Raw genomic sequence first — 21409 nt, 5'->3', positions numbered from 1 at the left:
GACAGCATAACCGCAGATGCGCATGCGGTCAGCGCTAGAGGATTTACATAGGGGCATAAAACGAAAAAGCCACCCGAAGGTGGCTTTTCAGTACAAGGACCAAGCGGGCTATCAGTACGCCTTGCCAGTCTTGTAGAAGTGTTCGAAGCAGAAGTTGGTCGCTTCGATGTAGCCTTCGGCGCCACCGCAGTCGAAACGCTTGCCCTTGAACTTGTAGGCGATCACGCAACCGTCCTGCGCCTGCTTCATCAGGGCGTCAGTGATCTGGATCTCGCCGCCCTTGCCTGGCTCGGTCTGCTCGATCAGGCTGAAGATGTCCGGGGTCAGGATGTAACGACCGATGATCGCCAGGTTCGACGGAGCATCTTCCGGCTTCGGCTTCTCGACCATGTTGCGCACGCGGTAGAGGTCGTCACCGATCAGGTCACCGGCGATCACCCCGTACTTGTTGGTTTCCTGCGGGTCGACTTCCTGGATCGCGACGATGGTGCAGCGATACTGCTTGTACAGCTTGACCATCTGGGTCAGGACGCCGTCGCCTTCCAGGTTCACGCACAGGTCGTCCGCCAGGACCACGGCGAACGGCTCGTCGCCGATCAGTGGACGGCCGGTCAGGATCGCGTGGCCCAGGCCTTTCATCTCGGTCTGGCGGGTGTAGGAGAACGAGCACTCGTCCAGCAGCTTGCGGATGCCGACCAGGTATTTTTCCTTGTCGGTGCCCTTGATCTGGTTTTCCAGCTCGTAGCTGATGTCGAAGTGGTCTTCCAGGGCGCGCTTGCCGCGACCGGTGACGATGGAGATTTCGTTCAGGCCGGCGTCCAGTGCTTCTTCAACGCCGTACTGGATCAGTGGCTTGTTCACCACCGGCAGCATTTCTTTGGGCATGGCTTTAGTCGCTGGCAGGAAGCGAGTACCGTAACCGGCTGCTGGGAACAAGCATTTCTTGATCATATGAGTCCTTAAAAGGGCTGTACGTACGAATTTCGGCGCAGTCTAATCAGGCCGCGTGCACCTTACAATGGGCCGCGCTGGCTAACCGCTGCCATCTAAGAGAAATATTGCCGCGGATAGTTCCGCACTGGCTGCGAACATAGCTGCGCAGCATCGTACAGATAGCCCGCGCCGTAAACTGCCATCCGGCCGCAAGGCCTTAACTTTTCTGCACTTGAGCCCCGATCCGCCCTCTTGCTGTGGCCCGTTTCCCGCTATCATGGCGCCCTTGAACCCCGCCAACGAGGCAGATAGATGTCGGCAACAAAAAGCGTAAACGGTTACCAGATCAAGCAGTTGAAAGATGGCCAGTGGTGGCTGGTCAGTGCCCAGGGCGAGAACGTCGCCGGACCTTTCGCCAGCGAGGCGATGGCGGTCGAAGTGGCATCGGTGTTCGAGGATTCGGCAGGCCACGCCTCGGCGCGTCGCAGCCCCAAGTCCTGAGACCGCCCCTGTATCGAAGAGCCCTGCCCCGCGCAGGGCTTTTTCATGCCGATCTATACCGCAGTGGCGGTTCGCTATAGCATCTCGTCCCAGACGCTCGCCAAGGGTGTCCTGCCCTCCCCCGGGGCTCAACTTCTCGACGACGATCACGCCCATGCACAAACTTCTGGCACTGACCGCGGTACTGGCCCTGAGCGGATGCGCCACCGTTTCCGATACCTACCTGGAAAACGGCGAGCAAGGCCTGAGCATCGATTGCTCCGGCGAAGCCAGCTCCTGGGCCAGCTGCTATGAAAAGGCCGATGCCTCCTGTGCCGGCACCGGCTATCGGATCATCGGCACCGATGGCACGCCGTCACTCAAGGAAAGCGACAAGACCCTGGGGGCCGATGTCGGCAACTACAAAAGCCGCAGCGTGGTGGTGGTTTGCAAATAGCAGGCGGCCCTCATGGCCTGCCTACATATGAATCTCGGCAAACTTGATGCCCAGGTTGCGAATGGTCTCGATCAGGTCGTCCAGCCGGTCGAATGACTCGACTTCATCGTTGTCATCCACAAGAAAGTAGCTGCGCCCTGCGCTTTTCTTGAAGAACACTATCCATTCCCCGGAATTCGCCGGATTCTGAATCACATGGGTCGCAGAGATATGCCCCTCTGCATGCCTCTCCCGGACGGTTTCGCGTTTCATGCTTTCTCCCAAAAAACGATGCCGCCGAAACCTGGATTTCGACGGCATCTTTGACAATGGCCGACAGTTTATCGGATGCCCTGGCCAATCAGCACGCCATCTACCGTCTGGCCATACAGATTGACCCCGTCGTTGGCGTGGAACTTGAGCCGGGTCTTCTCGATGGAGCCCTCCACCAGGCGCGGGTCCTGCGGCCGCTCATGGCGGTTGACGAACGCCGCCACGTCCCAGGCCTGCTGGTCGCTCAAGCTGCCGGCCTGGCCCAGGGGCATGTTGTATTTGATAAAGGACGCGGCCGTGTTGATCCGGTGCATGCCCGCGCCCCAGTTGTACGAGTCCTTGCCCCAGAGCGGCGGCATGACATAGTCCGCGCCGACCTTCTGGCCCTGGCCGTTATCGCCATGGCAGACCGCGCATTGCGCCCGGTACACCTGCTCGCCACGGGCCAGGTCGTAGCCCTGGGCCGGTTGCGACACCTCGGGGTAACCGCGCCCGGGCAACTCGACACCGATCGGCGCCTTGCTCGCCAGCCAATAGGAATACACCGACAGCGCGGTGATCTCGTAGCTGTCGGCAGCCGGCGGCGTGCCGTTCATGCTGAACTGGAAGCAGCCCTGCAAGCGTTCGGCGTAGGTGTTCACCTTGTTGTTCTTCTTACGGTACGCCGGGTACATCGGATAGGCGCCCCACAGTGGCGCGGAGTTGGCCAGTCGCCCCTGATCCAGGTGGCAGTTGCTGCAATTGAGCCCATTGCCGACGAACTTCGGCGCCAGGCGCTTGGTATCGACGAACAGCGCATAACCGTCGCGGACCATCTTGCCGTAGGCATTGTCCGGCAGTTCGCTCTCCGCCGGTGGCTGGAAATACTGAGGATGGGCAGCACTCACTGCCGGCTCTCGAACCTGCGACTGGTCCTCCATGGCGACTGCAGCACCATGAACCTGTGTCGCCAACAAGACGAGGGAAAAGCCCAATAGAAGATCACGGCTCATGGCTTGGGCTCCTGTTTATCGGCCTTGGCCAGCTGGCTGTCGGCCTTGGCGAAATAGTCGGCCACCGCGGCGATTTCCTCGGGGCTCAGGGCCTTGGCAATGTGTCCCATCAGATCGTTCGGGTCGTTGCGGCGCGTGCCGTCGCGCCAGGCATTCAATTGCCCGACCAGATAAGCCGCGGGCTGCCCGGCCAACGGAGGGAAGGCGTCTCCCACACCCACGCCACCCGGTCCGTGACAGATCACGCACTCCGGAACCTGGCGTTCCCAGGCACCGCGCAGGGCCAACCTCTCCCCTACACCCTCGGCTGTGGCACTGCGGTTGATCGGTGCTGGAACAGGCGCGGGCATGGCCGCCAGGGTCTGGCTGACCGCGTCGATCTCGTCATCGCTCAGGGCCTTGGCCAGTGGCTGCATGACCGGGTTGCTGCGCGCGCCGCTGCGAAAATCTTCCAGTTGCTTGCGCAGATAACCCGCCGACAATCCCGCCAAACGCGGAAATCCGGCGGCTGCCAAACCCAGGCCATCACCACCATGACAAGCCAGGCATGCCGTGGCGCCGGGCTGCGCCCCGCCCTGGGTAAACACTTTCTGCCCATCCACGGCCTGGGCACTGGCGACAAAAAACAGCATCAGGCTGCTCAGCAGTATTCGATCCATAGGGATCATGGCGAACTCCATTTTTCTAGTTATATCCTTAGGCTTATTTTATATAAGCCTACAAAGAGTAGGCCAATAGACCTTTGGCTACAACGCGAAACCCACCGAGCCTGCTTTGCCATCGGGCACAAAAAAGCCCGCCTGCGCCACGGAAATCCGGGCCAGGGCGGGCTGTTGAAAAGTCGCGCGGCTATCAGCCGGAAATGCAATCCTCCGCCGCCTTGCGGATATCGCCCGGACGCATGGGCACGTTGGACATGCTTTCATGCAGCTTGATGCTGCTGCCGCCGGAACGCTCCTCGATATCGAACACCGCGGTCGGCCCCGCCGACAGTTTCTGCGGAACGATAACGCGCATGCCGTCCTTATGCGGTTCGATCTGCAACTGGCCACGGCTGTCAGCCAGTTTGTCGCTGACGCACTTGGCGTACTCCTGCGGCTTCTTCCCTGAAATCACGTTCAGGGTGGGCAGTGTCTGGTTAATGTCCGAGACCGTCGCACAACCACTGATCGCCAAGGCCAGAATCAACACACCCCACTTCATACATTTCCTCCGTTAAAGACCGTCCGACCGCAGAAATGGCATTTTTCTCCGGATCAGTCAGATTTATCCTAAATAATCGGCAAATAACTGTTTTAAATTGTCAAAGCCGCCGGCCGCGGCCTGATAAACTGCGCCATCGTTTTGATTTTGTAGCAAAAGCCCTTCTGGAGGCGCCCATGAAATTTATCCACCAGCGCGAGCACCTCAACGAAGACGATATCGTCGTCATCGAATGCTCCCAGGTCTGCAACATCCGCCTGATGAACGACGCCAACTTCCGAAGCTTCAAGAACGGCGGACGTCACACCTATCATGGCGGCGCGTTCGACAAGTTCCCGGCCAAGATCACCGCGCCGAGCACCGGCTTCTGGAATATCACCATCGACACCGTCAACCGCCGGGCCATCAGCGTCACCCGCAAGCCGAACCTGACCCACTCGATCAAGATCATCCGCCGGTCCAGCTCGAAACTGCGCTGAACCCCGCCCAGCCCGCGAAAAACAGGTATCACCGTGGCCCAAACGACCAAGTACGTCATCAAATACAAACTCAACGGCGAACGCCGTTTCGAGTTCGCCCAGCTGGAAAGCGGCACTCAGGAAGAAGCCAAGGCCGCACTGGAAGCCCTGCACGGCCAGACCGACGACGTCATCAGCGACGTCAGCGTGAGCAAGGCGCTGTAAGCCCCTGCTTCTGTGACGAATTCGAGCGCAAGCAGCGGAGTGTGAGCGGCCCGCGCGCTTCCCAGAATGGCGGACCTCAGCCTCTACTCCGGGAATCGCCAGCATGTCCGCCCCCTCCCTCGAACAACGCCTCGCCTGCCTGGACTGGCCCTCGATCGAGCAGCAGCTCGACCAGGACGGCAGCGCCCTGATCGGCAACCTGCTCAGCGCCGAGCAATGTCATCAGCTCAGCAGTTTGTATCCCCACAGCGAGTTGTTCCGTTCGCGAGTGGTCATGGCCAGGCACGGTTTCGGCCGCGGCGAATACCAGTATTTCGCCTACCCCTTGCCGCAGCTGGTCGCCGAATTGCGCAGCCAGTTCTATCCGCGCCTGGTGCCGCTGGCCAACCGCTGGAACCGGCTGATGAATATCCCCGTGCAGTACCCGTCCCGACACGAGGATTTTCTCCAGCGCTGCCACGCCGCCGGACAGCAGCGGCCGACGCCCTTGTTGCTGCAGTACGGCCCGCAGGATTACAACTGCCTGCATCAGGACCTGTACGGCGACAATGTGTTTCCCCTGCAGGTCGCAATCCTGCTGTCACGTCCCGGCAGCGACTTCAGCGGCGGCGAGTTCGTCATCACCGAACAGCGCCCGCGCATGCAGTCGCGGCCGCAGGTCATCGGTCTGAAGCAGGGTGATGCAGTGATCTTCGCCGTGCATCATCGTCCTGTACCCGGTGTGCACGGCCATTACCGGGTGACGCTGCGCCATGGCGTCAGCCGCCTGCACAGCGGCCGCCGCCATACGCTAGGAGTGATCTTCCACGATGCCCAGTGACCGTATTACCGCCGAGCTGTTCGGCGCCCCCGAACTGCAACAGGCGCCCCGCACCGAGCAGATCGGCCCGCAATCCTTTGTGCTTCGCGGCTTCGCCCTGCCCTGGGTCGAGCGCCTGCTGCCGGCCCTGCGTAGCGTGCTGCGCGCCGCGCCGTTCCGGCAGATGGTCACGCCGGGCGGCTTCACCATGTCGGTGGGCCTGAGCAGTTGTGGCCAGCTGGGCTGGACCACCGACCGCAGCGGCTACCGTTATACCGCCATCGATCCGCAGAGCGGCCAACCCTGGCCGGCGATGCCCGAGGTGTTGCGCGAGCTGGCCCAGGCCGCCGCGACCCAGGCCGGTTTTTCCGGGTTCGATCCGGACGCCTGCCTGATCAATCACTATGTGCCCGGCGCCCGCATGTCCCTGCACCAGGACAAGGACGAGCGCGACTTCAGCGCGCCGATCGTCTCCGTCTCCCTGGGTTTGCCGGCGGTGTTTCAACTGGGTGGCGACCGGCGTAGCGATCGCCCGCTGCGGGTGTCGCTGCTGCATGGCGATGTGGTGGTCTGGGGCGGTGTCGACCGCCTGCGGTATCACGGCGTGCTGCCGCTCAAGGAAGGCACCCACCCGCTGCTGGGCCCGCGGCGCATCAACCTGACCTTTCGCCGGGCCGGTTGATCCCGCGGGAATTCAAGCGCAAGACTCGGAGTGCCAGGCACCCTGCCCTTGGTTAATCTGAGCGACATCCGTCACCGAGTAGAGCCCATGACCATGGTCCAGCCCAAGCCCACCACCACCGCAAGCGATCCACGCTGGCTCGCCGTCCTGGCCCGTGATGCGAGCGCCGATGGCCAGTTCGTCTATGGGGTGAAAACCACTGGGGTCTACTGCCGCCCCAGCAGCCTGTCGCGCCTGCCACGGCCAGAGAACGTCGAGTTCTTCGACACCGCGGAACAAGCCGAGGCCGCCGGTTACCGGCCAAGCAAACGCAGCGCCAGCGACCAGACCCAGGTGGCCGCGCACCATGCTAGCCTGGTGGCGGCCGCGTGCCGGCAGATCGAATCGGCCGAAGCGCTGCCCAGCCTGAAACAGCTGGCCGAGCAAGCCGGCATGAGCAGTTTCCACTTTCACCGGGTGTTCAAGGCCGCCACCGGGCTGACCCCGAAAGGCTACGCCAGCGCCCACCGCTCGCGGCGAGTACGGCGCCAGCTGGAGCACGGCCATTCGGTAACCGATGCGCTGTACGACGCCGGCTTCAACTCCAACAGCCGCTTCTACGAAACCGCCGACCAGTTGCTGGGCATGAAACCCAGCGACTACCGCGCCGGCGGCCTGAACGCCGATATCCGCTTCGCCGTCGGCCAGTGCTCCCTGGGCGCGATCCTGGTCGCCCAGAGCAATCGCGGGGTCTGCGCGATCCTGCTGGGCGACGATCCCAATGCCCTGGTGCAGGATCTGCAGGACAAATTCCCGCGGGGCAACCTGATCGGCGCCGACCAGGATTTCGAGCAACTGGTGGCCAAGGTGGTGGGCTTTATCGAAGCGCCGGCCATAGGCCTCGACCTGCCCCTGGACCTGCAAGGCACGGCATTCCAGGAGCGGGTCTGGCTGGCCCTCAAGGAGATTCCGCCGGGCAGCACCGCCAGCTACGCCGAGATCGCCCAGCGTATCGGCGCGCCGAAATCCTTTCGCGCCGTGGCCCAGGCCTGTGGCGCCAACAGCCTGGCGGTGGCGATCCCTTGCCACCGGGTGGTGCGCAGCGACGGCAACCTGTCCGGCTACCGCTGGGGCGTGGAGCGCAAGCGTCAGTTGCTCGAACGCGAGAGCTCGTCCGAGGCCTGAATGCCGATGTACAGCGACACCGATTCCGGCCCGGTGTACACCTCGAAGTCCGTGGCGAAACGCCGGCGGACCTGCGGGTTGTCCTCGAAGTAGGCCCAGACCAGGCCCCAGGTCTGGATCACCACGTCTGGCATCGGCCCCTTGGCGGAGAACGCCAGGTACTCGCCGCCCTGCACCTGCACCAACGGATAGTCGGCATTGCCTTCGCCCACCGCCACGCCAGCGGTGACATCGAAGTGCCCCGAGGCATCGGACTCATAGTTGGAGTACACGCCGTAGATGAACGAGTCCGACTGCCGGTGGCCGATGCTGTCGAACAGGCCTTCGACAAAAAACCGCTCCCACATCGGCCCGATCCGCGCGCTATCCGCTTGTTGCTCGTCGGCATTGCAGGTACGCACCTGCAAGCCCGAAACACTGAAAGGCTGAACCTCTCGCAGTTTGACATCCATGCTTGGTACTCCTGTCTGGCATTTATCTGGGTGACCGGCGCGCACGGTATCAGCGATTCACATCCACCACCACGCGCCCGCGCAACTCGCCGGCCAGCAGGCGCGACGCGGCGGCGATGGCTTCGCTGAGGCCGATCTCATGGCTGATCAACGGCAGCAGGGCCGGGTCCAGATTACGGCTCAGGCGCTGCCAGGCCTCGATTCGCCGGGCCTTGGGCTGGGTCACGCTGTTGATCCCGACCAGGGTCACGCCACGCAGGATGAAAGGCGCCACCGAGGCAGGGAAGTCCATGCCCTGGGCCAGCCCGCAAGCGGCCACAGTGCCATTGGCCTTGGTGCTGGCGCAGGCATTGGCCAGGGTATGGCTGCCCACCGAGTCGATCACCGCCGCCCAACGCTCCCTGGCCAAAGGCTTGCCCGGCGCGGACAGGCTGGCGCGATCGATGATCTCGCTGGCGCCCAGGCGCTTGAGGTAGTCCTGCTCGGCAGTGCGTCCGGTGGAGGCCACCACCCGATAACCGAGCTGGGCCAGCAGCGCTACGGCAAAGCTGCCGACCCCGCCATTGGCCCCGGTGACCAGCACCTCGCCCTGGTTCGGCGTCAGGCCGTGGCGCTCCAGCGCCAGGATGCTGAGCATCGCCGTGTACCCGGCCGTGCCGATGGCCATGGCCTCGGCCGCGCTGAACGCCTGGGGCAAGGGGATCAGCCAGTCGCCGTCCAGCCTCGCCTTCTGCGCCAGCCCGCCCCAATGCCCTTCGCCCACGCCCCAACCGTTGAGCAGCACCTGATCGCCGGGCTGGTAATCCGGGTGGCTGCTGTCTTCGACGATGCCCGCCAGATCGATCCCCGGGACCATGGGAAACTTGCGCACCACCGGGCTGCTGCCGGTGATGGCCAGGCCGTCCTTGAAGTTCAGGGTGCTGTAGGCCACCCGCACCGTCACGTTGCCCTCGGGCAGCTGCTCTTCGTCAATCTCACGCAGCGCCGCACGATAACCAGCGTCGTCTTTCTCGATCAAAATACCCTTGAACATCACTGCCTCCCGATAGGCCCATGGCCGGGCCGTGAACTTGAGTTTCAGCTTGCAAAGCCCCCACCTTCCCAGCCCGGGCGGGAAAAATCCACGCTCTTTTCGTCGTAGACCACCCACGCCCTGCCCTGCCCTGCCTGTAGGAGCGGCGAGGCTTGCCCGCGATAGCCTTATCACTGGCAACCCAGGTGGCGGCCCTGATCCCGCCTCGCGAGCAAGCTCGCTCCTACAGGGGATCGCCAGGCACCGGCCAAAGTCGACTGGCCTTGACCAACCCTCTCCTGATACAAACCCCGGGTTGCCGTCCTTATCTTTTTGACGTCGGAGAATCATTCCAAATGAGCCAATGGCCTGACACCCGTATTCTCGACCTGCTGGGCATCGAGCTGCCGATCATCCAGGCCCCCATGGCTGGCGCTACCACTTCCGCCATGGTGATCGCCTCCGCCCAGGCCGGCGGCCTGGGCTCCCTGCCCTGCGCCATGCTCAGCCCCGAGCAGATTCGCCAGGAAGTGCAGAGCATTCGCCAGACGACCCGCGCACCGCTGAACCTGAATTTCTTCTGCCACCAGAACCCGACACCCGACCCGGAGCGGGAAATCCGCTGGAAAAACGCCCTGGAGCCCTACTACCGCGAACTCGGCGCCGACTTCGAGGCGCCGACCCCGGTCAGCAGTCGCGCGCCCTTCGACACCGTCAGTTGCGAACTGGTGGAAGAACTGCGCCCGGAAATCGTCAGTTTCCACTTCGGTCTGCCGGAGCCGGCCTTGCTCGCGCGGGTCAAGGCCACCGGGGCCAAGGTGCTGTCGTCGGCGAGCACCGTCGATGAGGCGATCTGGCTGGAGCAGCATGGCTGCGACGCGATCATCGCCATGGGCTACGAAGCTGGCGGCCATCGGGCGATCTTCCTCAGCGATGACTTGAACACCCAGGTCGGCACCATGGCCCTGGTGCCGCAGATCGTCGATGCGGTGCAGGTGCCGGTGATCGCCGCCGGCGGGATCGGCGACGCTCGCGGCATAGTCGCCGCCTTCGCCCTCGGCGCCTCGGCGGTGCAGCTGGGCACCGCCTATCTGTTCACCCCGGAGGCCAAGGTCAGCGCCGCCCACCACCAGGCCCTGCGCACTGCCAAGGAGAGCGAAACCGCCCTGACCAACCTGTTCACCGGGCGCCCGGCGCGGGGCATCGTCAACCGGGTGATGCGCGAGATCGGCCCGATCAGCCCGCTGGCCCCAGCCTTCCCTCTGGCGGGCGGTGCACTGATGCCGCTGCGCGCCAAGGACGAAGCCGACTTCGCCAACCTCTGGGCCGGTCAGGCCCTGCGCCTGGGGCTGGAACTGCCAGCCTTCGAGCTGACCCGCACGCTGGCCGAACAAGCCCTGGCCAAGCTCGACAGAGGCTGAAAGTCCCAGGGCCGCGACCCGGTTCGCGGCCCGCTTGCCACGCTACCTCTTGTCACAGTTCCGTTCGCTGGCGATTCGCTATATATTTCCGTATACAGCGTTTCACCCACCCCCGGCGCAGTCCCTTTCCAATACCCCCAACTGCCCAACGTCCCTTCGCCAATGGAGCTGTTCATGAACCTTCGTCTCTCAGGTTTTGCCCCGACCTGCCTTGCCGCTTTGCTCGCCGCCTGTGCTTTAGGCTCGGCCCAGGCCGATGAAGTGCAGGTGGCGGTCGCCGCCAACTTCACCGCGCCGATCCAGGCCATCGCCGCCGATTTCGAGAAAGACACCGGGCACAAGCTGGTGGCCGCCTATGGCGCTACCGGGCAGTTCTATACCCAGATCAAGAACGGCGCGCCGTTCGAAGTCTTCCTCGCCGCCGACGACAGCACCCCGGAAAAACTCGAAAGCGAAGGCGCCACCGTCAAAGGCTCGCGCGTCACCTACGCCATCGGCACCCTGGCGCTGTGGTCGGCCAAGGATGCCTACGTCGACAGCAAGGGCCAGGTGCTCAAGGACAACCAGTACCAGCACCTGTCCATCGCCAACCCGAAAGCCGCGCCTTACGGCCTGGCCGCCACCCAGGTCCTGGCCAAGCTGGGCCTGACCGACCAGGTCAAGGGCAAGATCGTCGAAGGCCAGAACATCACCCAGGCCTATCAGTTCGTCTCCACCGGCAATGCCGAACTGGGCTTTGTCGCCTTGTCGCAGATCTACAAAGACGGCAAAGTCAGCAGCGGCTCGGCCTGGATAGTCCCGGCCGAGATGCACGACCCGATCAAACAAGACGCGGTGATCCTCAACAAAGGCAAGGACAACCCGGCGGCCAAGGCCCTGGTTGACTACCTCAAGGGGCCAAAAGCCGCGGCCGTCATCCAGTCCTATGGTTACCAACTCTAAATGCCGCTATCGAGTGCCGACTTTTCCGCCATCTGGCTGACCCTGCAACTGGCGTCGCTGACGACCCTGATCCTGCTGATCGTCGGTACGCCGATTGCGTTGTGGCTGTCGCGCACTCGCTCGTGGCTGCGGGGGCCGATCGGCGCCATCGTCGCCCTGCCCCTGGTCCTGCCGCCGACGGTGATCGGCTTCTACCTGCTGCTCGCCCTCGGCCCCAACGGTTACATCGGCCAGGTCACCCAGGCCCTCGGCCTGGGCACCCTGACCTTCAGTTTCAGCGGCCTGGTGATCGGCTCGGTGATCTATTCCATGCCCTTTGTAGTGCAGCCGCTGCAGAACGCCTTTACCGCGATTGGCACCCGTCCGCTGGAAGTGGCGGCGACCTTGCGCGCCAATCCCTGGGACACCTTCTTCAGCGTGATCCTGCCGCTGGCCAGGCCGGGCTTCATCACCGCGGCCATCCTCGGTTTCGCCCACACCGTCGGCGAGTTCGGCGTGGTGCTGATGATCGGCGGCAATATTCCCGAGAAGACCCGGGTGGTCTCGGTGCAGATCTACGACCACGTCGAAGCCCTGGAATACGCCCAGGCCCACTGGCTGGCCGCCGCCATGCTGGTGTTCTCGTTCCTGGTGTTGCTGGCGCTGTACTCCAGCCGCAAGACCCGCGCGGGCTGGAGTTGAGTCGTGAGTGCATCGATCCATGTGCGCCTCAAGCGCAGTTACAAAGCCTTCGACCTCGATCTTGACCTGGAACTGCCAGGCCGCGGCGTCACCGCGCTGTATGGGCATTCCGGGTCCGGCAAGACCACCTGCCTGCGTTGCATCGCCGGCCTGGAGCAAGCCGAGCAGGGCCTGGTGCGGATCAACGACGAAGTCTGGCAGGACAGCCAGCGCCAACTGTTCGTGGCACCCCACAAGCGCTCCCTGGGTTATGTGTTCCAGGAGGCCAGCCTGTTTGCCCACCTGTCGGTGCAGGCCAACCTGGAGTTCGGCCTCAAGCGCATCCCCCGCGCGCAACGCCGGGTGGACATGGCCCAGGCCACCGAGCTGCTGGGCATCGGCCACCTGCTGCAACGCCATCCGCATAACCTGTCCGGCGGCGAGCGCCAGCGTATCGGCATTGCCCGCGCGCTGCTCACCAGTCCACGGCTGCTGCTGATGGACGAGCCCTTGGCGGCCCTCGACAGCAAGCGCAAAAGCGAGATCCTGCCGTACCTCGAACGCCTGCATGACGAGCTGGAAATCCCGGTGCTGTACGTCAGCCATTCCCAGGATGAAGTGGCGCGCCTGGCCGACCATATCGTGCTGCTGGAAAACGGCCGCGCCCTGGCCAGCGGGCCGATCGGCGAAACCCTGGCCCGCCTCGATCTGCCCCTGGCCCTGGGCGACGATGCCGGGGTGGTGATCGAAGGCCAGGTCACCCACTACGACGCCGGCTACCAGTTGCTCGCCCTGCAACTGCCCGGCAGCCAGCTGCGGGTGCGGGTCGCCCATGCGCCGATGGCCATCGGCAAGCACCTGCGTTTCAAGGTCCAGGCACGAGACGTCAGCCTCAGCCTGCAAGCCGGCGAACACAGCAGCATCCTCAACCGCCTGCCGGTGACGGTCAGCGGCGAAATCCCCGCCGACAACACCGCGCACGTCCTGGTGCGCCTGGATGTCGCCGGCACCCCCCTACTGGCGCGGATCACCCGCTACTCCCGCGACCAGCTGGAACTGCACCCGGGCCAGCAACTCTGGGCGCAGATCAAGGCGGTGGCCGTGCTCGCCTGAGCCGCGCGCCGGGCGCAACCCTTTCTCGCGAGCAAGCTCGCCCCTGCAAGGGCGAGCATTGGATCTGTAGGAGCGAGCTTGCTCGCGATAGCCGCCCGCGGCGCTCCCCGACCCACCACGGGTTGTCATCCTGCCCACCCGCGCGTTAGGCTAGCCGCCCTTCCCCGTCATCGGACGATTGCCGACGTGAACAACTAAGCCTTCCAAAAATGTATTCGCAACAAGCCGCCTTGCAGCGCTTGTTGGCCTTTTTCGACATTTTCCGGAGGTGCTGATGACTCACGTCACCCGGCTGCCTGCGCTGGTTTCCCTGAACCAGCTGACCTTCCAATTCGCCCATGGCGAAACCCTGTTCGATTCACTCGACCTGACATTCGATGCCTTGCCCACCGGCATAGTCGGGCGCAACGGCACCGGCAAGAGCCTGCTCGCGCGCCTGATCGCCGGCGAGCTTGCGCCGTCCTCGGGCAGCGTCACGCGTTTTGCCCGCGTGGCCTATGTCGCCCAGGAACATCTGGCGCAGGACGGCCAGAGCGTCGCCCAGGTCGCCGGCATCGCTGAGGCCCTGGCCGCCCTCGCTCGCCTCGCCGCGGGCCAGGCCTCGATGGCCGACCTGGCGCAGGTAGACGAGCGCTGGGACCTTGGCGAACGCCTGCGCCGTCTGCTGGACGACGCCGGTCTCGACACAGTCGGCCCCGACGATCCGGCCGCCAGCCTCAGCGGCGGGCAACGGGCGCGTATCGCGGTGATCGGCGCCCTGCTCAGCGATGCCGAGCTGCTGATACTCGACGAACCGAGCAACCACCTCGACGAACCCGGTCGCCAGTGGCTGCTGACGCAGCTTCAACAGTGGCGCGGCGGACTGCTGCTGATCAGCCATGACCGCCAACTGTTGGCGCAGATGCAGCGCATCGTCGAACTCACGCCCCAGGGCGCGCGGGTCTATGGCGGCAACTACGCGGCGTTCCGTGCCCAGCGTGAAGCCGAGCACGGCGCAGCGCGGGCCGCCCTGGAGCACGCCCGCACCGAACGCAGCCGCGAACAAAAGCGCCTGCAACGCGAGCACGACACCATCCAGCGCCACGCCGCCGGCGCCCGACGTTATGCCGACACCGCCAACATCGCCAGCTTTGAACGGATGAAGATAAAAGGCGCGGCGCGGGACATCATGGGCCAGGTGCGCAACCGTCAGCAGAGCCACAAGAACCAGCTCGATCAACAGGTCCGCGACGCCTATGCGCGGGTAGTGCCGGAGGCGCCGACCCTGGTGACATTGCCCGGCACCGCAGTGCCCCAGGGGCAACAGGTGTTCTGCCTGACGCGAGCGCAGTTGCCCTGGCTGCCACCCGAGGCCGCCTCCAGCTACCTCGACCTGAACGTCACCGGGCCCATGCGCATCGCGGTCAGCGGCCCCAACGGCTGCGGAAAATCCACCCTGCTGAAGATGCTGGCCGGCGAGATCCAGCCCGTGAGCGGCCAGTGCCAGGTGCGGCTGGCCAGCGCCTGCCTTGACCAGCGCCTGTCGCTGCTCGATCCCGAGCGTTCGATCCTCGAGCACCTGGGAGCCCTCGACCGGCCACTGCAGGAAGGCCTGCTGCGCAGCCGCCTGGCCCTGCTGCAACTCGATGCCCAGCGCGTGATCCAGCCCTGTGGTCGGCTCAGCGGCGGCGAACGCCTCAAGGCTGCGCTGGCGATTGCCCTGTGGCGCGACACGCCGGCCAAGCTGCTGCTCCTGGACGAGCCGACCAACCACCTGGACCTGGAATCGGTGGAAGCCTTCGAAAGCGCCCTGCGCGATTTCCCCGGCGCGATGCTGGTGGTCTCCCACGACCGCGAGTTCCTCGCCGCCATGGCGCCCAGCCACCGACTGCAATGGACGGCAGCGGGCTGGAGACTGGACGAGGTCGGCCAATGAACAGGCTTTTGCGCGAATTTCGGAGTTGCTTCTATAGTTGCTCTGAGCCGCTATCAACCAGGGAAGCGCCATGGAAGACATTTTTGTCGTAAAGCGCTGCAACAAGATCATCATTCAGGGTCGACGCGCCGGGGAAGCCGCCCACGGCGCGCCGATCGCCGCCCACTGGTACCGCATCGCCGACACCCGCACCGACGGTTTCATCGGCGATGGCTACGACCTGGAAGAGGACGCCCTGCGCGAGTGCCGCCGGCTCAATGCCGCCAGCCGCCGCGCCTGAAACCCTGGACAATCGGGTGCTGCAGCCACTCGCCGGCAATGATGAAATTTCTTTCACTGTGAACCCGCCAAGGCTTCGCTAAAGTGGTTCAGGCTTATTGAAGACTCCCGACTGGCCCACCGCTCCCCCGGTGGGTCTTTTTTATGGGCGATCGCCAAGGGTCGGGCGACGGTTTGGCAGCTCATGCCGGGCATAAAAAAGCCCCGCACAGGGGCGGGGCTGCAGGACGCGGGCAAGACGTCGGTTACTTGAGCCTGACGGCGGTGCCGGTGACAAAAACCACCACCATGCCGCCACGGCCGCTGGGCATGCTGATCTCGTAGTCCAGGCCGATCACCGCATCTGCGCGAATATCGCGGGCACGCTCCTTGATCTCGTCGGTCGCCTGCACCCGGGCTTCTTTCAGCGCCCGCTCCAGGGTCTGGGAACGCCCACCGAAAAAGTCGCGCATCCCGGCGAAGACATCACGCACGACGTTGATCCCCTGCACGGACTCGGCGCTCACGATATCCAGGTACTCGGCGATTTCTCGCCCCGCGATCGCGTGGGTGGTAGTGATAATCACGGCATTCTCCTTTGACCGGCGCGACCNGGCGCGGTCGCAAAAAAACGCGATGGTAACAGACCCTCGGCGGGCAGCCATGCAGGGCATGCCGCGCGAGGCTGTCGCATCGGCCGGCAGGGTGATGCCAAGGGCGAGCCTGTCCGTGATTAAATCCGCCTACGGATAGCCGCAGATCCTTTCTCAATTGGAGTATTCACATGGACGTCATTCAGTTGCGAGCCCCCGATCAATGCGCAGGCATGGAGGATATCCGCCGCGAAATCGATCGCCTCGACCAGGCTGTCATCCAACTGCTGGGCGAACGTTTCCGCTACGTCATGGCCGCATCGAAATTCAAGACCTCGGAAACCGCCGTGCGTGCCCCCGAACGTTTTCGCACCATGCTCCTGCAACGCCGGGAATGGGCCCAGGCCGAGGGGCTGAGCGCCGACGCCATCGAAAAGCTCTACAGCGACCTGGTGCAGCACTTCATCGCAGAGGAACTCAAGGGCTGGAAGTCCGCCCAGGCCCAGTCGCCGGCCTGAGGGCAACAGAAACCCCGACAGCTAGGGAACAAGCCAGGCTGTCGGGCAGGGTCGTGGATGGGGTTATCGGCTGTTGGCCCCTTGCGCGACCTTCCTGGCCTTCGCCTTGTAGGCCGGCAAGGCTGCCGCATAGGCCAGGGCCTCCTCCCGGGTGCCAAAGGAGCCAAGACGGTCGCCCTTGGTACAGACGCGCCAGGGGCCACTGTTGACGCTGACCACGTCATAGCCGTTCATGTGCATCTTGTTCAGCATTGGAACGCTCATAATCGCCTCCCTTTCGGTAGAGATCGTCCGAGGTTGTCGCGAACACCTTACACCCGGTCCGCGCGGGCGTGGGTTCCATCCATCGCTACGAGGCCGGAGTACCTTGCCCGTGTTTCACTTGGGCTTCAGGTTCCCCAGAGGGTCATACGCCCGGGACTTGGGTTCTTTCTCCGGCTTGTTGTCCCTGGGCGCTCTCGCCGGACCTATGGGGTCCACCTGCGGATCAGCCAGGTCCGGGGAGTCAGGGTCGAAGCCCAGTTCGTCCTTGCCGGAGGCATGCTCGGATGAACGCGGGCCAGTGGGCCTGTTCGTATTCATGGATACCTCCCGACCAGGATGGAATGTTCTTTCAATAAGAGGGCCATTCCGGCGTGGGGTGCAAAACAGCTGACGAATGGCACTGGATCAAACAGCCTTTTTCCGCCGCGCTTATGGCGTTTTGCAAGGTCTGCCGCAGCCGAACCATGAGCTGTGTTATCAGCCCGCGCCGAGGCCTGCGTTTCGTCGCCCTGTCATTGCTAGGGCCACAGCGCAAGCGCACACTGGCTCCAGCTGACGGATCAGCTCCCCCTCTGCAAAAAGCCCGCCCGTGCGGGCTTTTTGTCTATCCGTCATCCCCTCGTCCAGCCCCTTGCGAATACTGCTCGCAACCCTCATCGCTCGGCTTTACTTCAACTGATGCACCCAGGCGTCTCTTCACGGCACCTACCATCGGGAGCCCAGCCATGAACAAAACCCTTATCCTCATGCTCACCCTGCTGTCAGCCGTCTCCGGTTGCACCAGCAACTCCCACGTCTACCGCAATCAGCCACTGGTGGCGAAGGTCGAGACCGGCATGAGCCAGGAACAAGTCCGACAGATCGGCGGCGAACCTGTGTCCGTCACCCCGCGTACCGTGGAACTCGGCACCTGCTTCGACTATGTGTTGACCCAGGCCGGCCATAAACAGCCGTTCAATGTCAGCTTCGACGGCAAGGGCAAAGTCGATCACACCAGCTTTCTCACCTGCGCCGAATGGAGCCACGCCCAGCAAAAAGCCAGGGCTCCAGGCAGCGGCACGAGTGATATGGGTGGCGGTTATTGAGCTGGGCTGGCCAGAGTCGGCGGCGATTGCGGGTGGGTACGGCCAGATGAAATTTCTTTCACTGTGAGCCAAGCGCCAGGCGGGTAGATTTCACCCTGCTCATTCAACTATTGGCCCGCTCCCCGCGGGCTTTTTTTTGCCTTGCTGGAGCTCGTGAGGAAGGAGCCCAAAGTGGCGTCGGGCGACAAGGAGGATTGCCGAAGGCAAATTTCAGGCAAAAAAAAGCCCAAGTAGCTGATGGAAACTTGGGGCTAAAAATGCATAAACCGTGGTAGGTGAACGCGGGGCTATCTTAACGTCCGTGAGAACATGTAACAATATATTTTGAGGTTATTTTTACCCTAAATATTTTCTAAGCCCTTAAATAACCACATGTTTTTTCAGGCCATGGCCGATTCGTCACCTTGTTGACGCCAGTAAAAAAGCGCCCTCCCTCTCTCCGCATTATTGAAGGGTTGCGTGAACCGCTTGCCTGTCGTCAGGCATAAAGGATCACGCACTCGGCAAACGAGGAAAACTCACCGGCTTCCACCTGCACGCTGGTGCTGACCAACCTTGCTGCGAAGGACAGCCTCAAACCCGGTGCCGCCGGGTACCCGACACAGCCTTCGTGACCCAGCAGCAGGACTTTCCCCTCGCTATCGAGCAGTTGGACGCCAACATTGCGTGCGGAGCCGGCCTCCTCATAGTCATTCATCAAGGTCACGCCATCGCTGGTGATGCCATCAAAATAGACCTGGACCTTGTTTGCGTCCTTGAGCCGGTCTTCGTTCAACTCGACGCTGAAAAAATGCGGGGAGCTGCCACCCGCCTGCAGCGCGTCAAGGCTCAATACGCCCAGCTCGACCACTTGCTCCATGACGCTGGAACGCCGACGTGAAGCCCCTGGAACAACACTCGCACCCAGGCCATTATCAGGATCGATCGTCCACGTGGAAGCGGCGACCCTGGCGCGAAAATCGAAGAACTTTCCAACATTTTGAGTAGGCATTATTTATTCCTTTAATTGAATGCAAGCATGCGATCGGTTCAGTCCGGAGCAGCCACCCAGGCCACTCTTCCTGTCTGTCGCCATGCGCTTTTTCAATGGACGAAACGCCAGTCGGTGTCAGCCAAAAAAGCACACACGGCGAACGCTGAAACCTTAGAACGGCGCCCAATCGGCGTCCCTAAGACACTTCCGAAACACGCCACTCAACTATCAGATCGCGCTGGAATGTTGCTGAAGGGGAGGCTCGGCAAATCAACGCCAGGGCGGTTATCCGCTATTTGAGCCAACGAAAAACAGCAAGGCATCGGAATCGAACCGGCGCCTGGACGTTGGGGGGGAATACGGCGGGAGTACGGGACGCTGTGTGTCAGGCAAAAGCCCGGTCTTGCACCGGGCTTTGCTTGCGAGCCGGTCCGGGCTGAATCAGTCCAGAGCGTCGTGCAGAACTTCGTAGATGATGCCTGTCGCGATGGCGACCAGGATCAAGTCGGTGCCGGCCTGTTGCCATTCATAGCCGTCATAGTGCGGCAGCCGGCCCAGCATCCGGCCATCCAGTTTTTTCGCGATACCCGGCGGCAGGGGTTTGCCTCGGGCCAGGTTCTTCTGAATGCCTGGTGGCAGGGCCGGTCCGGGTGACCAGTAGTCACGGCTGTCGCCAATGATCACGCGAATACCGCCGACATCGACTTGAGGTCCGCCATACCCACCCTGTTTGTAGTCCTGGGATTTATTGCCTTTATTGCCGTGTCCGCCCTGATTGCCATGGGGATTGCCCTTGCCATTCCCTGGGTCCGCATACAAGGCAGTCGAGCCGAATAAAAACGCGACGCTTGCTAAAACAGCTACAACCGAACGAGTAGTCATCTCTGCAGTCCTCTGCATGAATCCAGCCGTGGCGCCATTCGTCATGACACCCGAACTATAGACAGCCGATTACGTCTGAGTTCATGCAAACCTCCCCTTATCTATGGAAGCAATCATGCTTTTAAAGAAAAAAAATCTCGTGACTGCCGTGACCTGTGTACTGATGCTGGCAGCGGCGCCTCTGCTCCCTCTGACGTCCGCTTATGCAAAGGACGGTGGTGGCCATGGTGGCGGAAATGGCGGCGGTAACGGTGGGGGTCATGGCGGTGGCAATAGTGGTGGTCATGGTGGCCAGGCAGGCGGCCACGCCGGAGGGGTCAGCAGCAAGGGCCATAACGGTGGCCTGAAAAGCGACCATGCAGGCAAGTCGGTTCGCAATCTCGGAGAAAATGGCAATCACTACGGCAGCCTTCGTAATGACAGCAACGGCCATGGCTCGACCACCTCCGCAGTGGCCCATTCCAAAGATACCCGCGGGCTGTCAAAGGCGACGGCAATCTCGGGCACTACGCCTGGGGACCACAATGCAAAAGGCTTGAGCAACGCTGGCGTCTCTTCGAGCAAAAACGATCGATAGACCGCGCTTTTTGCTCTCCAGCTGAGCCGGCTTCGACACCGCTGGTTGGATAGCATCGCCCTTCATGAAAAGCCCGGTCCAGCGCCGGGCTTTTTAGTATCTGCTCTGCTCCGCGCCGCTATCTTTTGCTCTTCATGACTCGGGCATAGATGAAACTATCTTTAACCAACCTTCATGAAGCGAAGCGTCTGAATACCTACCCTTCAGGGACCGACAAAGTGAACTACAGGAGTAACCCACGATGTTTTCCCATGAAGGTCTCGGTCTGATATCCATCTTCATTGTCCTGCTGCTGTGCGTGCTGGCGATATTCATTCATCCTGTGCATGCGTTCTGGAGCTGGGTGCAAAGGCGTAGGCGCAGGTTGTCGGTCGAACATGCGGGGCGCGAAGGCAAGCCTTATTCGCGTTGAACCGCCCCCATCCAACGAAGCCCGGCCATGTCCGGGCTTCTGGTTTCTTGCTTCTACGCAGCAGCTCAGAGCCGCTCGGACCCTTTGCGCCAGTCGATTGCAACCGCGATAGCCGCCAGCAGGATCGCCAGGGTGTAGGCAAACAGCCCCAGGTTGACGCCCAGGATCAACTTCTCCGAACCATCGGAGAGCACCATCGACCCACCGTAAGACTGCCGAAGCCAGTAAGCCAGCAAGAAGCCGCCCGTGACGAACACCGTCAGGAGGCTGGAGAGGCGAAGGTTGCCCTTCAACCACACCAGCCACAGGCTGAATGCACCGATCGCCGTATTGGTGAACAGCTGCCAGACCTCATGCAACCGTGCGTGGGGTTCCCAGGCCGGGTTGAAAACATGGGTCTGATTGATCTCCAGCACCGGCACCACAACGGCGTAGAAGATAATCCCGATCGTCACAAACAGCTTTGCTATCACTTGGAACCTCCTTGTGAGCGCGGCAAAACGCCAGTGCTTCAGCGCCCTATGAAGACACGCAAACGAATAAAGATCAGGTTCGATATGCGCCAAAAGTCAGGGGGAAATGACGGCCCAGGCACAGCCAAAGAGTACCGCTCGTCCAGACCGTAGTGCCCCGCCCCGTTCCTCATCTACACCTTTAACCATGGACTTCCGGTCGTACTCATCCGAC

Annotated in this window: 30 protein-coding genes; 17 read left to right on the top strand and 13 right to left on the bottom strand. The window is 62.6% G+C overall.

Annotation, left to right across the window (positions count from 1 at the left end):
* Positions 1–111: 111 nt before the first annotated feature.
* On the bottom strand, positions 112–951 hold the full coding sequence (galU, locus tag ACTJKT_RS25580) for a UTP--glucose-1-phosphate uridylyltransferase GalU (RefSeq protein WP_009049342.1): 840 nt from the start codon (positions 949–951) through the stop codon (positions 112–114).
* Between the two features lie 294 nt (positions 952–1245).
* Between galU and ACTJKT_RS25575 the strand changes: the two genes are divergently transcribed.
* Complete coding sequence (locus tag ACTJKT_RS25575) at positions 1246–1434, top strand: hypothetical protein (protein WP_007921742.1); 189 nt, start codon at positions 1246–1248, stop codon at positions 1432–1434.
* Between the two features lie 154 nt (positions 1435–1588).
* Positions 1589–1870: a hypothetical protein gene (locus tag ACTJKT_RS25570; protein WP_007921741.1), complete on the top strand. Its 282-nt coding sequence runs from the start codon at positions 1589–1591 to the stop codon at positions 1868–1870.
* Positions 1871–1891: 21 nt separating this feature from the next.
* On the opposite strand, the gene ACTJKT_RS25565 is transcribed toward ACTJKT_RS25570, so the two are convergent.
* From ACTJKT_RS25565 to ACTJKT_RS25550, 4 genes are all read right to left on the bottom strand, one after another.
* Positions 1892–2122 carry a hypothetical protein gene (locus ACTJKT_RS25565; RefSeq protein ID WP_007921740.1) on the bottom strand — a complete coding sequence of 77 codons (231 nt, stop codon included), beginning with the start codon at positions 2120–2122 and terminating at the stop codon, positions 1892–1894.
* A 68-nt stretch (positions 2123–2190) separates the two neighbouring features.
* Entirely contained in the window at positions 2191–3114 is a 924-nt protein-coding gene (locus tag ACTJKT_RS25560) for a c-type cytochrome (RefSeq protein WP_440789029.1), read from the bottom strand.
* Complete coding sequence (locus ACTJKT_RS25555; RefSeq protein WP_440789028.1) at positions 3111–3782, bottom strand: c-type cytochrome; 672 nt, start codon at positions 3780–3782, stop codon at positions 3111–3113. The genes ACTJKT_RS25560 and ACTJKT_RS25555 overlap by 4 nt, the downstream gene beginning before the upstream one ends.
* Before the next feature lie 184 nt (positions 3783–3966).
* Positions 3967–4317 (bottom strand): hypothetical protein, encoded by a 351-nt coding sequence (locus tag ACTJKT_RS25550; RefSeq protein ID WP_053279446.1) that lies wholly within the window; start codon positions 4315–4317, stop codon positions 3967–3969.
* Between the two features lie 176 nt (positions 4318–4493).
* Between ACTJKT_RS25550 and ACTJKT_RS25545 the strand changes: the two genes are divergently transcribed.
* The 5 genes from ACTJKT_RS25545 (at position 4494) to ada (ending at position 7645) form a co-directional block, all read left to right on the top strand.
* Entirely contained in the window at positions 4494–4796 is a 303-nt protein-coding gene (locus ACTJKT_RS25545; protein WP_097303791.1) for a DUF1883 domain-containing protein, read from the top strand.
* A gap of 33 nt (positions 4797–4829) precedes the next feature.
* Positions 4830–5000 carry a hypothetical protein gene (locus tag ACTJKT_RS25540; RefSeq protein ID WP_007921734.1) on the top strand — a complete coding sequence of 57 codons (171 nt, stop codon included), beginning with the start codon at positions 4830–4832 and terminating at the stop codon, positions 4998–5000.
* A gap of 103 nt (positions 5001–5103) precedes the next feature.
* The gene (locus ACTJKT_RS25535; protein WP_440789027.1) at positions 5104–5820 is read left to right on the top strand and encodes a 2OG-Fe(II) oxygenase; all 717 of its coding nucleotides are present in this window, start codon (positions 5104–5106) and stop codon (positions 5818–5820) included.
* A complete protein-coding gene (gene alkB, locus ACTJKT_RS25530; RefSeq protein WP_440789026.1) occupies positions 5810–6481 on the top strand; it encodes a DNA oxidative demethylase AlkB in 672 nt (223 codons plus the stop codon). Before ACTJKT_RS25535 ends, alkB begins: the two co-directional genes overlap by 11 nt.
* Before the next feature lie 87 nt (positions 6482–6568).
* The gene (gene ada / locus ACTJKT_RS25525; RefSeq protein WP_440789025.1) at positions 6569–7645 is read left to right on the top strand and encodes a bifunctional DNA-binding transcriptional regulator/O6-methylguanine-DNA methyltransferase Ada; all 1077 of its coding nucleotides are present in this window, start codon (positions 6569–6571) and stop codon (positions 7643–7645) included.
* On the opposite strand, the gene ACTJKT_RS25520 is transcribed toward ada, so the two are convergent.
* Entirely contained in the window at positions 7609–8097 is a 489-nt protein-coding gene (locus ACTJKT_RS25520) for a GyrI-like domain-containing protein (RefSeq protein ID WP_025808608.1), read from the bottom strand. The genes ada and ACTJKT_RS25520 overlap by 37 nt on opposite strands.
* A gap of 49 nt (positions 8098–8146) precedes the next feature.
* The gene (gene acuI / locus ACTJKT_RS25515; protein ID WP_440789024.1) at positions 8147–9130 is read right to left on the bottom strand and encodes an acrylyl-CoA reductase (NADPH); all 984 of its coding nucleotides are present in this window, start codon (positions 9128–9130) and stop codon (positions 8147–8149) included.
* A 335-nt stretch (positions 9131–9465) separates the two neighbouring features.
* On the opposite strand from acuI, the gene ACTJKT_RS25510 reads away from it, so the two are divergent.
* The 6 genes from ACTJKT_RS25510 (at position 9466) to ACTJKT_RS25485 (ending at position 15440) form a co-directional block, all read left to right on the top strand.
* Positions 9466–10530, top strand: coding sequence for an NAD(P)H-dependent flavin oxidoreductase (locus ACTJKT_RS25510; protein ID WP_440789023.1), 1065 nt, complete (start codon positions 9466–9468; stop codon positions 10528–10530).
* Between the two features lie 174 nt (positions 10531–10704).
* On the top strand, positions 10705–11472 hold the full coding sequence (gene modA / locus ACTJKT_RS25505) for a molybdate ABC transporter substrate-binding protein (protein WP_440789022.1): 768 nt from the start codon (positions 10705–10707) through the stop codon (positions 11470–11472).
* Positions 11473–12153: a molybdate ABC transporter permease subunit gene (gene modB / locus ACTJKT_RS25500; RefSeq protein ID WP_440789021.1), complete on the top strand. Its 681-nt coding sequence runs from the start codon at positions 11473–11475 to the stop codon at positions 12151–12153.
* A gap of 3 nt (positions 12154–12156) precedes the next feature.
* Positions 12157–13245, top strand: coding sequence for a molybdenum ABC transporter ATP-binding protein (gene modC, locus ACTJKT_RS25495; protein WP_440789020.1), 1089 nt, complete (start codon positions 12157–12159; stop codon positions 13243–13245).
* A gap of 274 nt (positions 13246–13519) precedes the next feature.
* Entirely contained in the window at positions 13520–15160 is a 1641-nt protein-coding gene (locus ACTJKT_RS25490) for an ABC-F family ATP-binding cassette domain-containing protein (RefSeq protein WP_440789019.1), read from the top strand.
* Between the two features lie 70 nt (positions 15161–15230).
* Positions 15231–15440: a hypothetical protein gene (locus tag ACTJKT_RS25485; protein WP_440789018.1), complete on the top strand. Its 210-nt coding sequence runs from the start codon at positions 15231–15233 to the stop codon at positions 15438–15440.
* A 244-nt stretch (positions 15441–15684) separates the two neighbouring features.
* Here ACTJKT_RS25485 and ACTJKT_RS25480 read toward each other — a convergent pair whose 3' ends face one another.
* The gene (locus ACTJKT_RS25480) at positions 15685–16005 is read right to left on the bottom strand and encodes a YbjQ family protein (protein WP_009049358.1); all 321 of its coding nucleotides are present in this window, start codon (positions 16003–16005) and stop codon (positions 15685–15687) included.
* Positions 16006–16202: 197 nt separating this feature from the next.
* Here ACTJKT_RS25480 and ACTJKT_RS25475 point away from each other — a divergent pair, with 197 nt between their 5' ends.
* Positions 16203–16529 (top strand): isochorismate lyase, encoded by a 327-nt coding sequence (locus ACTJKT_RS25475; RefSeq protein ID WP_440789017.1) that lies wholly within the window; start codon positions 16203–16205, stop codon positions 16527–16529.
* A gap of 63 nt (positions 16530–16592) precedes the next feature.
* On the opposite strand, the gene ACTJKT_RS25470 is transcribed toward ACTJKT_RS25475, so the two are convergent.
* Positions 16593–16793 (bottom strand): DUF2188 domain-containing protein, encoded by a 201-nt coding sequence (locus tag ACTJKT_RS25470; RefSeq protein WP_440789016.1) that lies wholly within the window; start codon positions 16791–16793, stop codon positions 16593–16595.
* 114 nt (positions 16794–16907) lie between these two features.
* Positions 16908–17111, bottom strand: a complete 204-nt coding sequence (locus tag ACTJKT_RS25465; protein ID WP_210477785.1) for a DUF6021 family protein — start codon at positions 17109–17111, stop codon at positions 16908–16910.
* A gap of 407 nt (positions 17112–17518) precedes the next feature.
* Between ACTJKT_RS25465 and osmE the strand changes: the two genes are divergently transcribed.
* Positions 17519–17878, top strand: a complete 360-nt coding sequence (gene osmE, locus ACTJKT_RS25460; protein WP_440789015.1) for an osmotically-inducible lipoprotein OsmE — start codon at positions 17519–17521, stop codon at positions 17876–17878.
* A gap of 478 nt (positions 17879–18356) precedes the next feature.
* On the opposite strand, the gene ACTJKT_RS25455 is transcribed toward osmE, so the two are convergent.
* Together ACTJKT_RS25455 and ACTJKT_RS25450 are read right to left on the bottom strand one after the other, a co-directional pair.
* Positions 18357–18869 carry a fimbrial protein gene (locus ACTJKT_RS25455; RefSeq protein ID WP_440789014.1) on the bottom strand — a complete coding sequence of 171 codons (513 nt, stop codon included), beginning with the start codon at positions 18867–18869 and terminating at the stop codon, positions 18357–18359.
* A 423-nt stretch (positions 18870–19292) separates the two neighbouring features.
* The gene (locus ACTJKT_RS25450) at positions 19293–19733 is read right to left on the bottom strand and encodes an anti-virulence regulator CigR family protein (protein WP_440789013.1); all 441 of its coding nucleotides are present in this window, start codon (positions 19731–19733) and stop codon (positions 19293–19295) included.
* A gap of 115 nt (positions 19734–19848) precedes the next feature.
* On the opposite strand from ACTJKT_RS25450, the gene ACTJKT_RS25445 reads away from it, so the two are divergent.
* Positions 19849–20310 carry a hypothetical protein gene (locus tag ACTJKT_RS25445; RefSeq protein WP_440789012.1) on the top strand — a complete coding sequence of 154 codons (462 nt, stop codon included), beginning with the start codon at positions 19849–19851 and terminating at the stop codon, positions 20308–20310.
* A 241-nt stretch (positions 20311–20551) separates the two neighbouring features.
* Entirely contained in the window at positions 20552–20722 is a 171-nt protein-coding gene (locus ACTJKT_RS25440) for a hypothetical protein (RefSeq protein WP_440789011.1), read from the top strand.
* Between the two features lie 65 nt (positions 20723–20787).
* On the opposite strand, the gene ACTJKT_RS25435 is transcribed toward ACTJKT_RS25440, so the two are convergent.
* Positions 20788–21195, bottom strand: coding sequence for a hypothetical protein (locus tag ACTJKT_RS25435; protein ID WP_440789010.1), 408 nt, complete (start codon positions 21193–21195; stop codon positions 20788–20790).
* Positions 21196–21409: the final 214 nt, after the last annotated feature.

This window comes from Pseudomonas sp. 22526, assembly GCF_052044735.1.
In the GTDB taxonomy this organism is placed as follows: Bacteria; Pseudomonadota; Gammaproteobacteria; order Pseudomonadales; family Pseudomonadaceae; genus Aquipseudomonas; species Aquipseudomonas piscium.
Note: the sequence above shows the minus strand (reverse complement) of the source record. Positions and strands in the feature narration are given on the sequence as shown.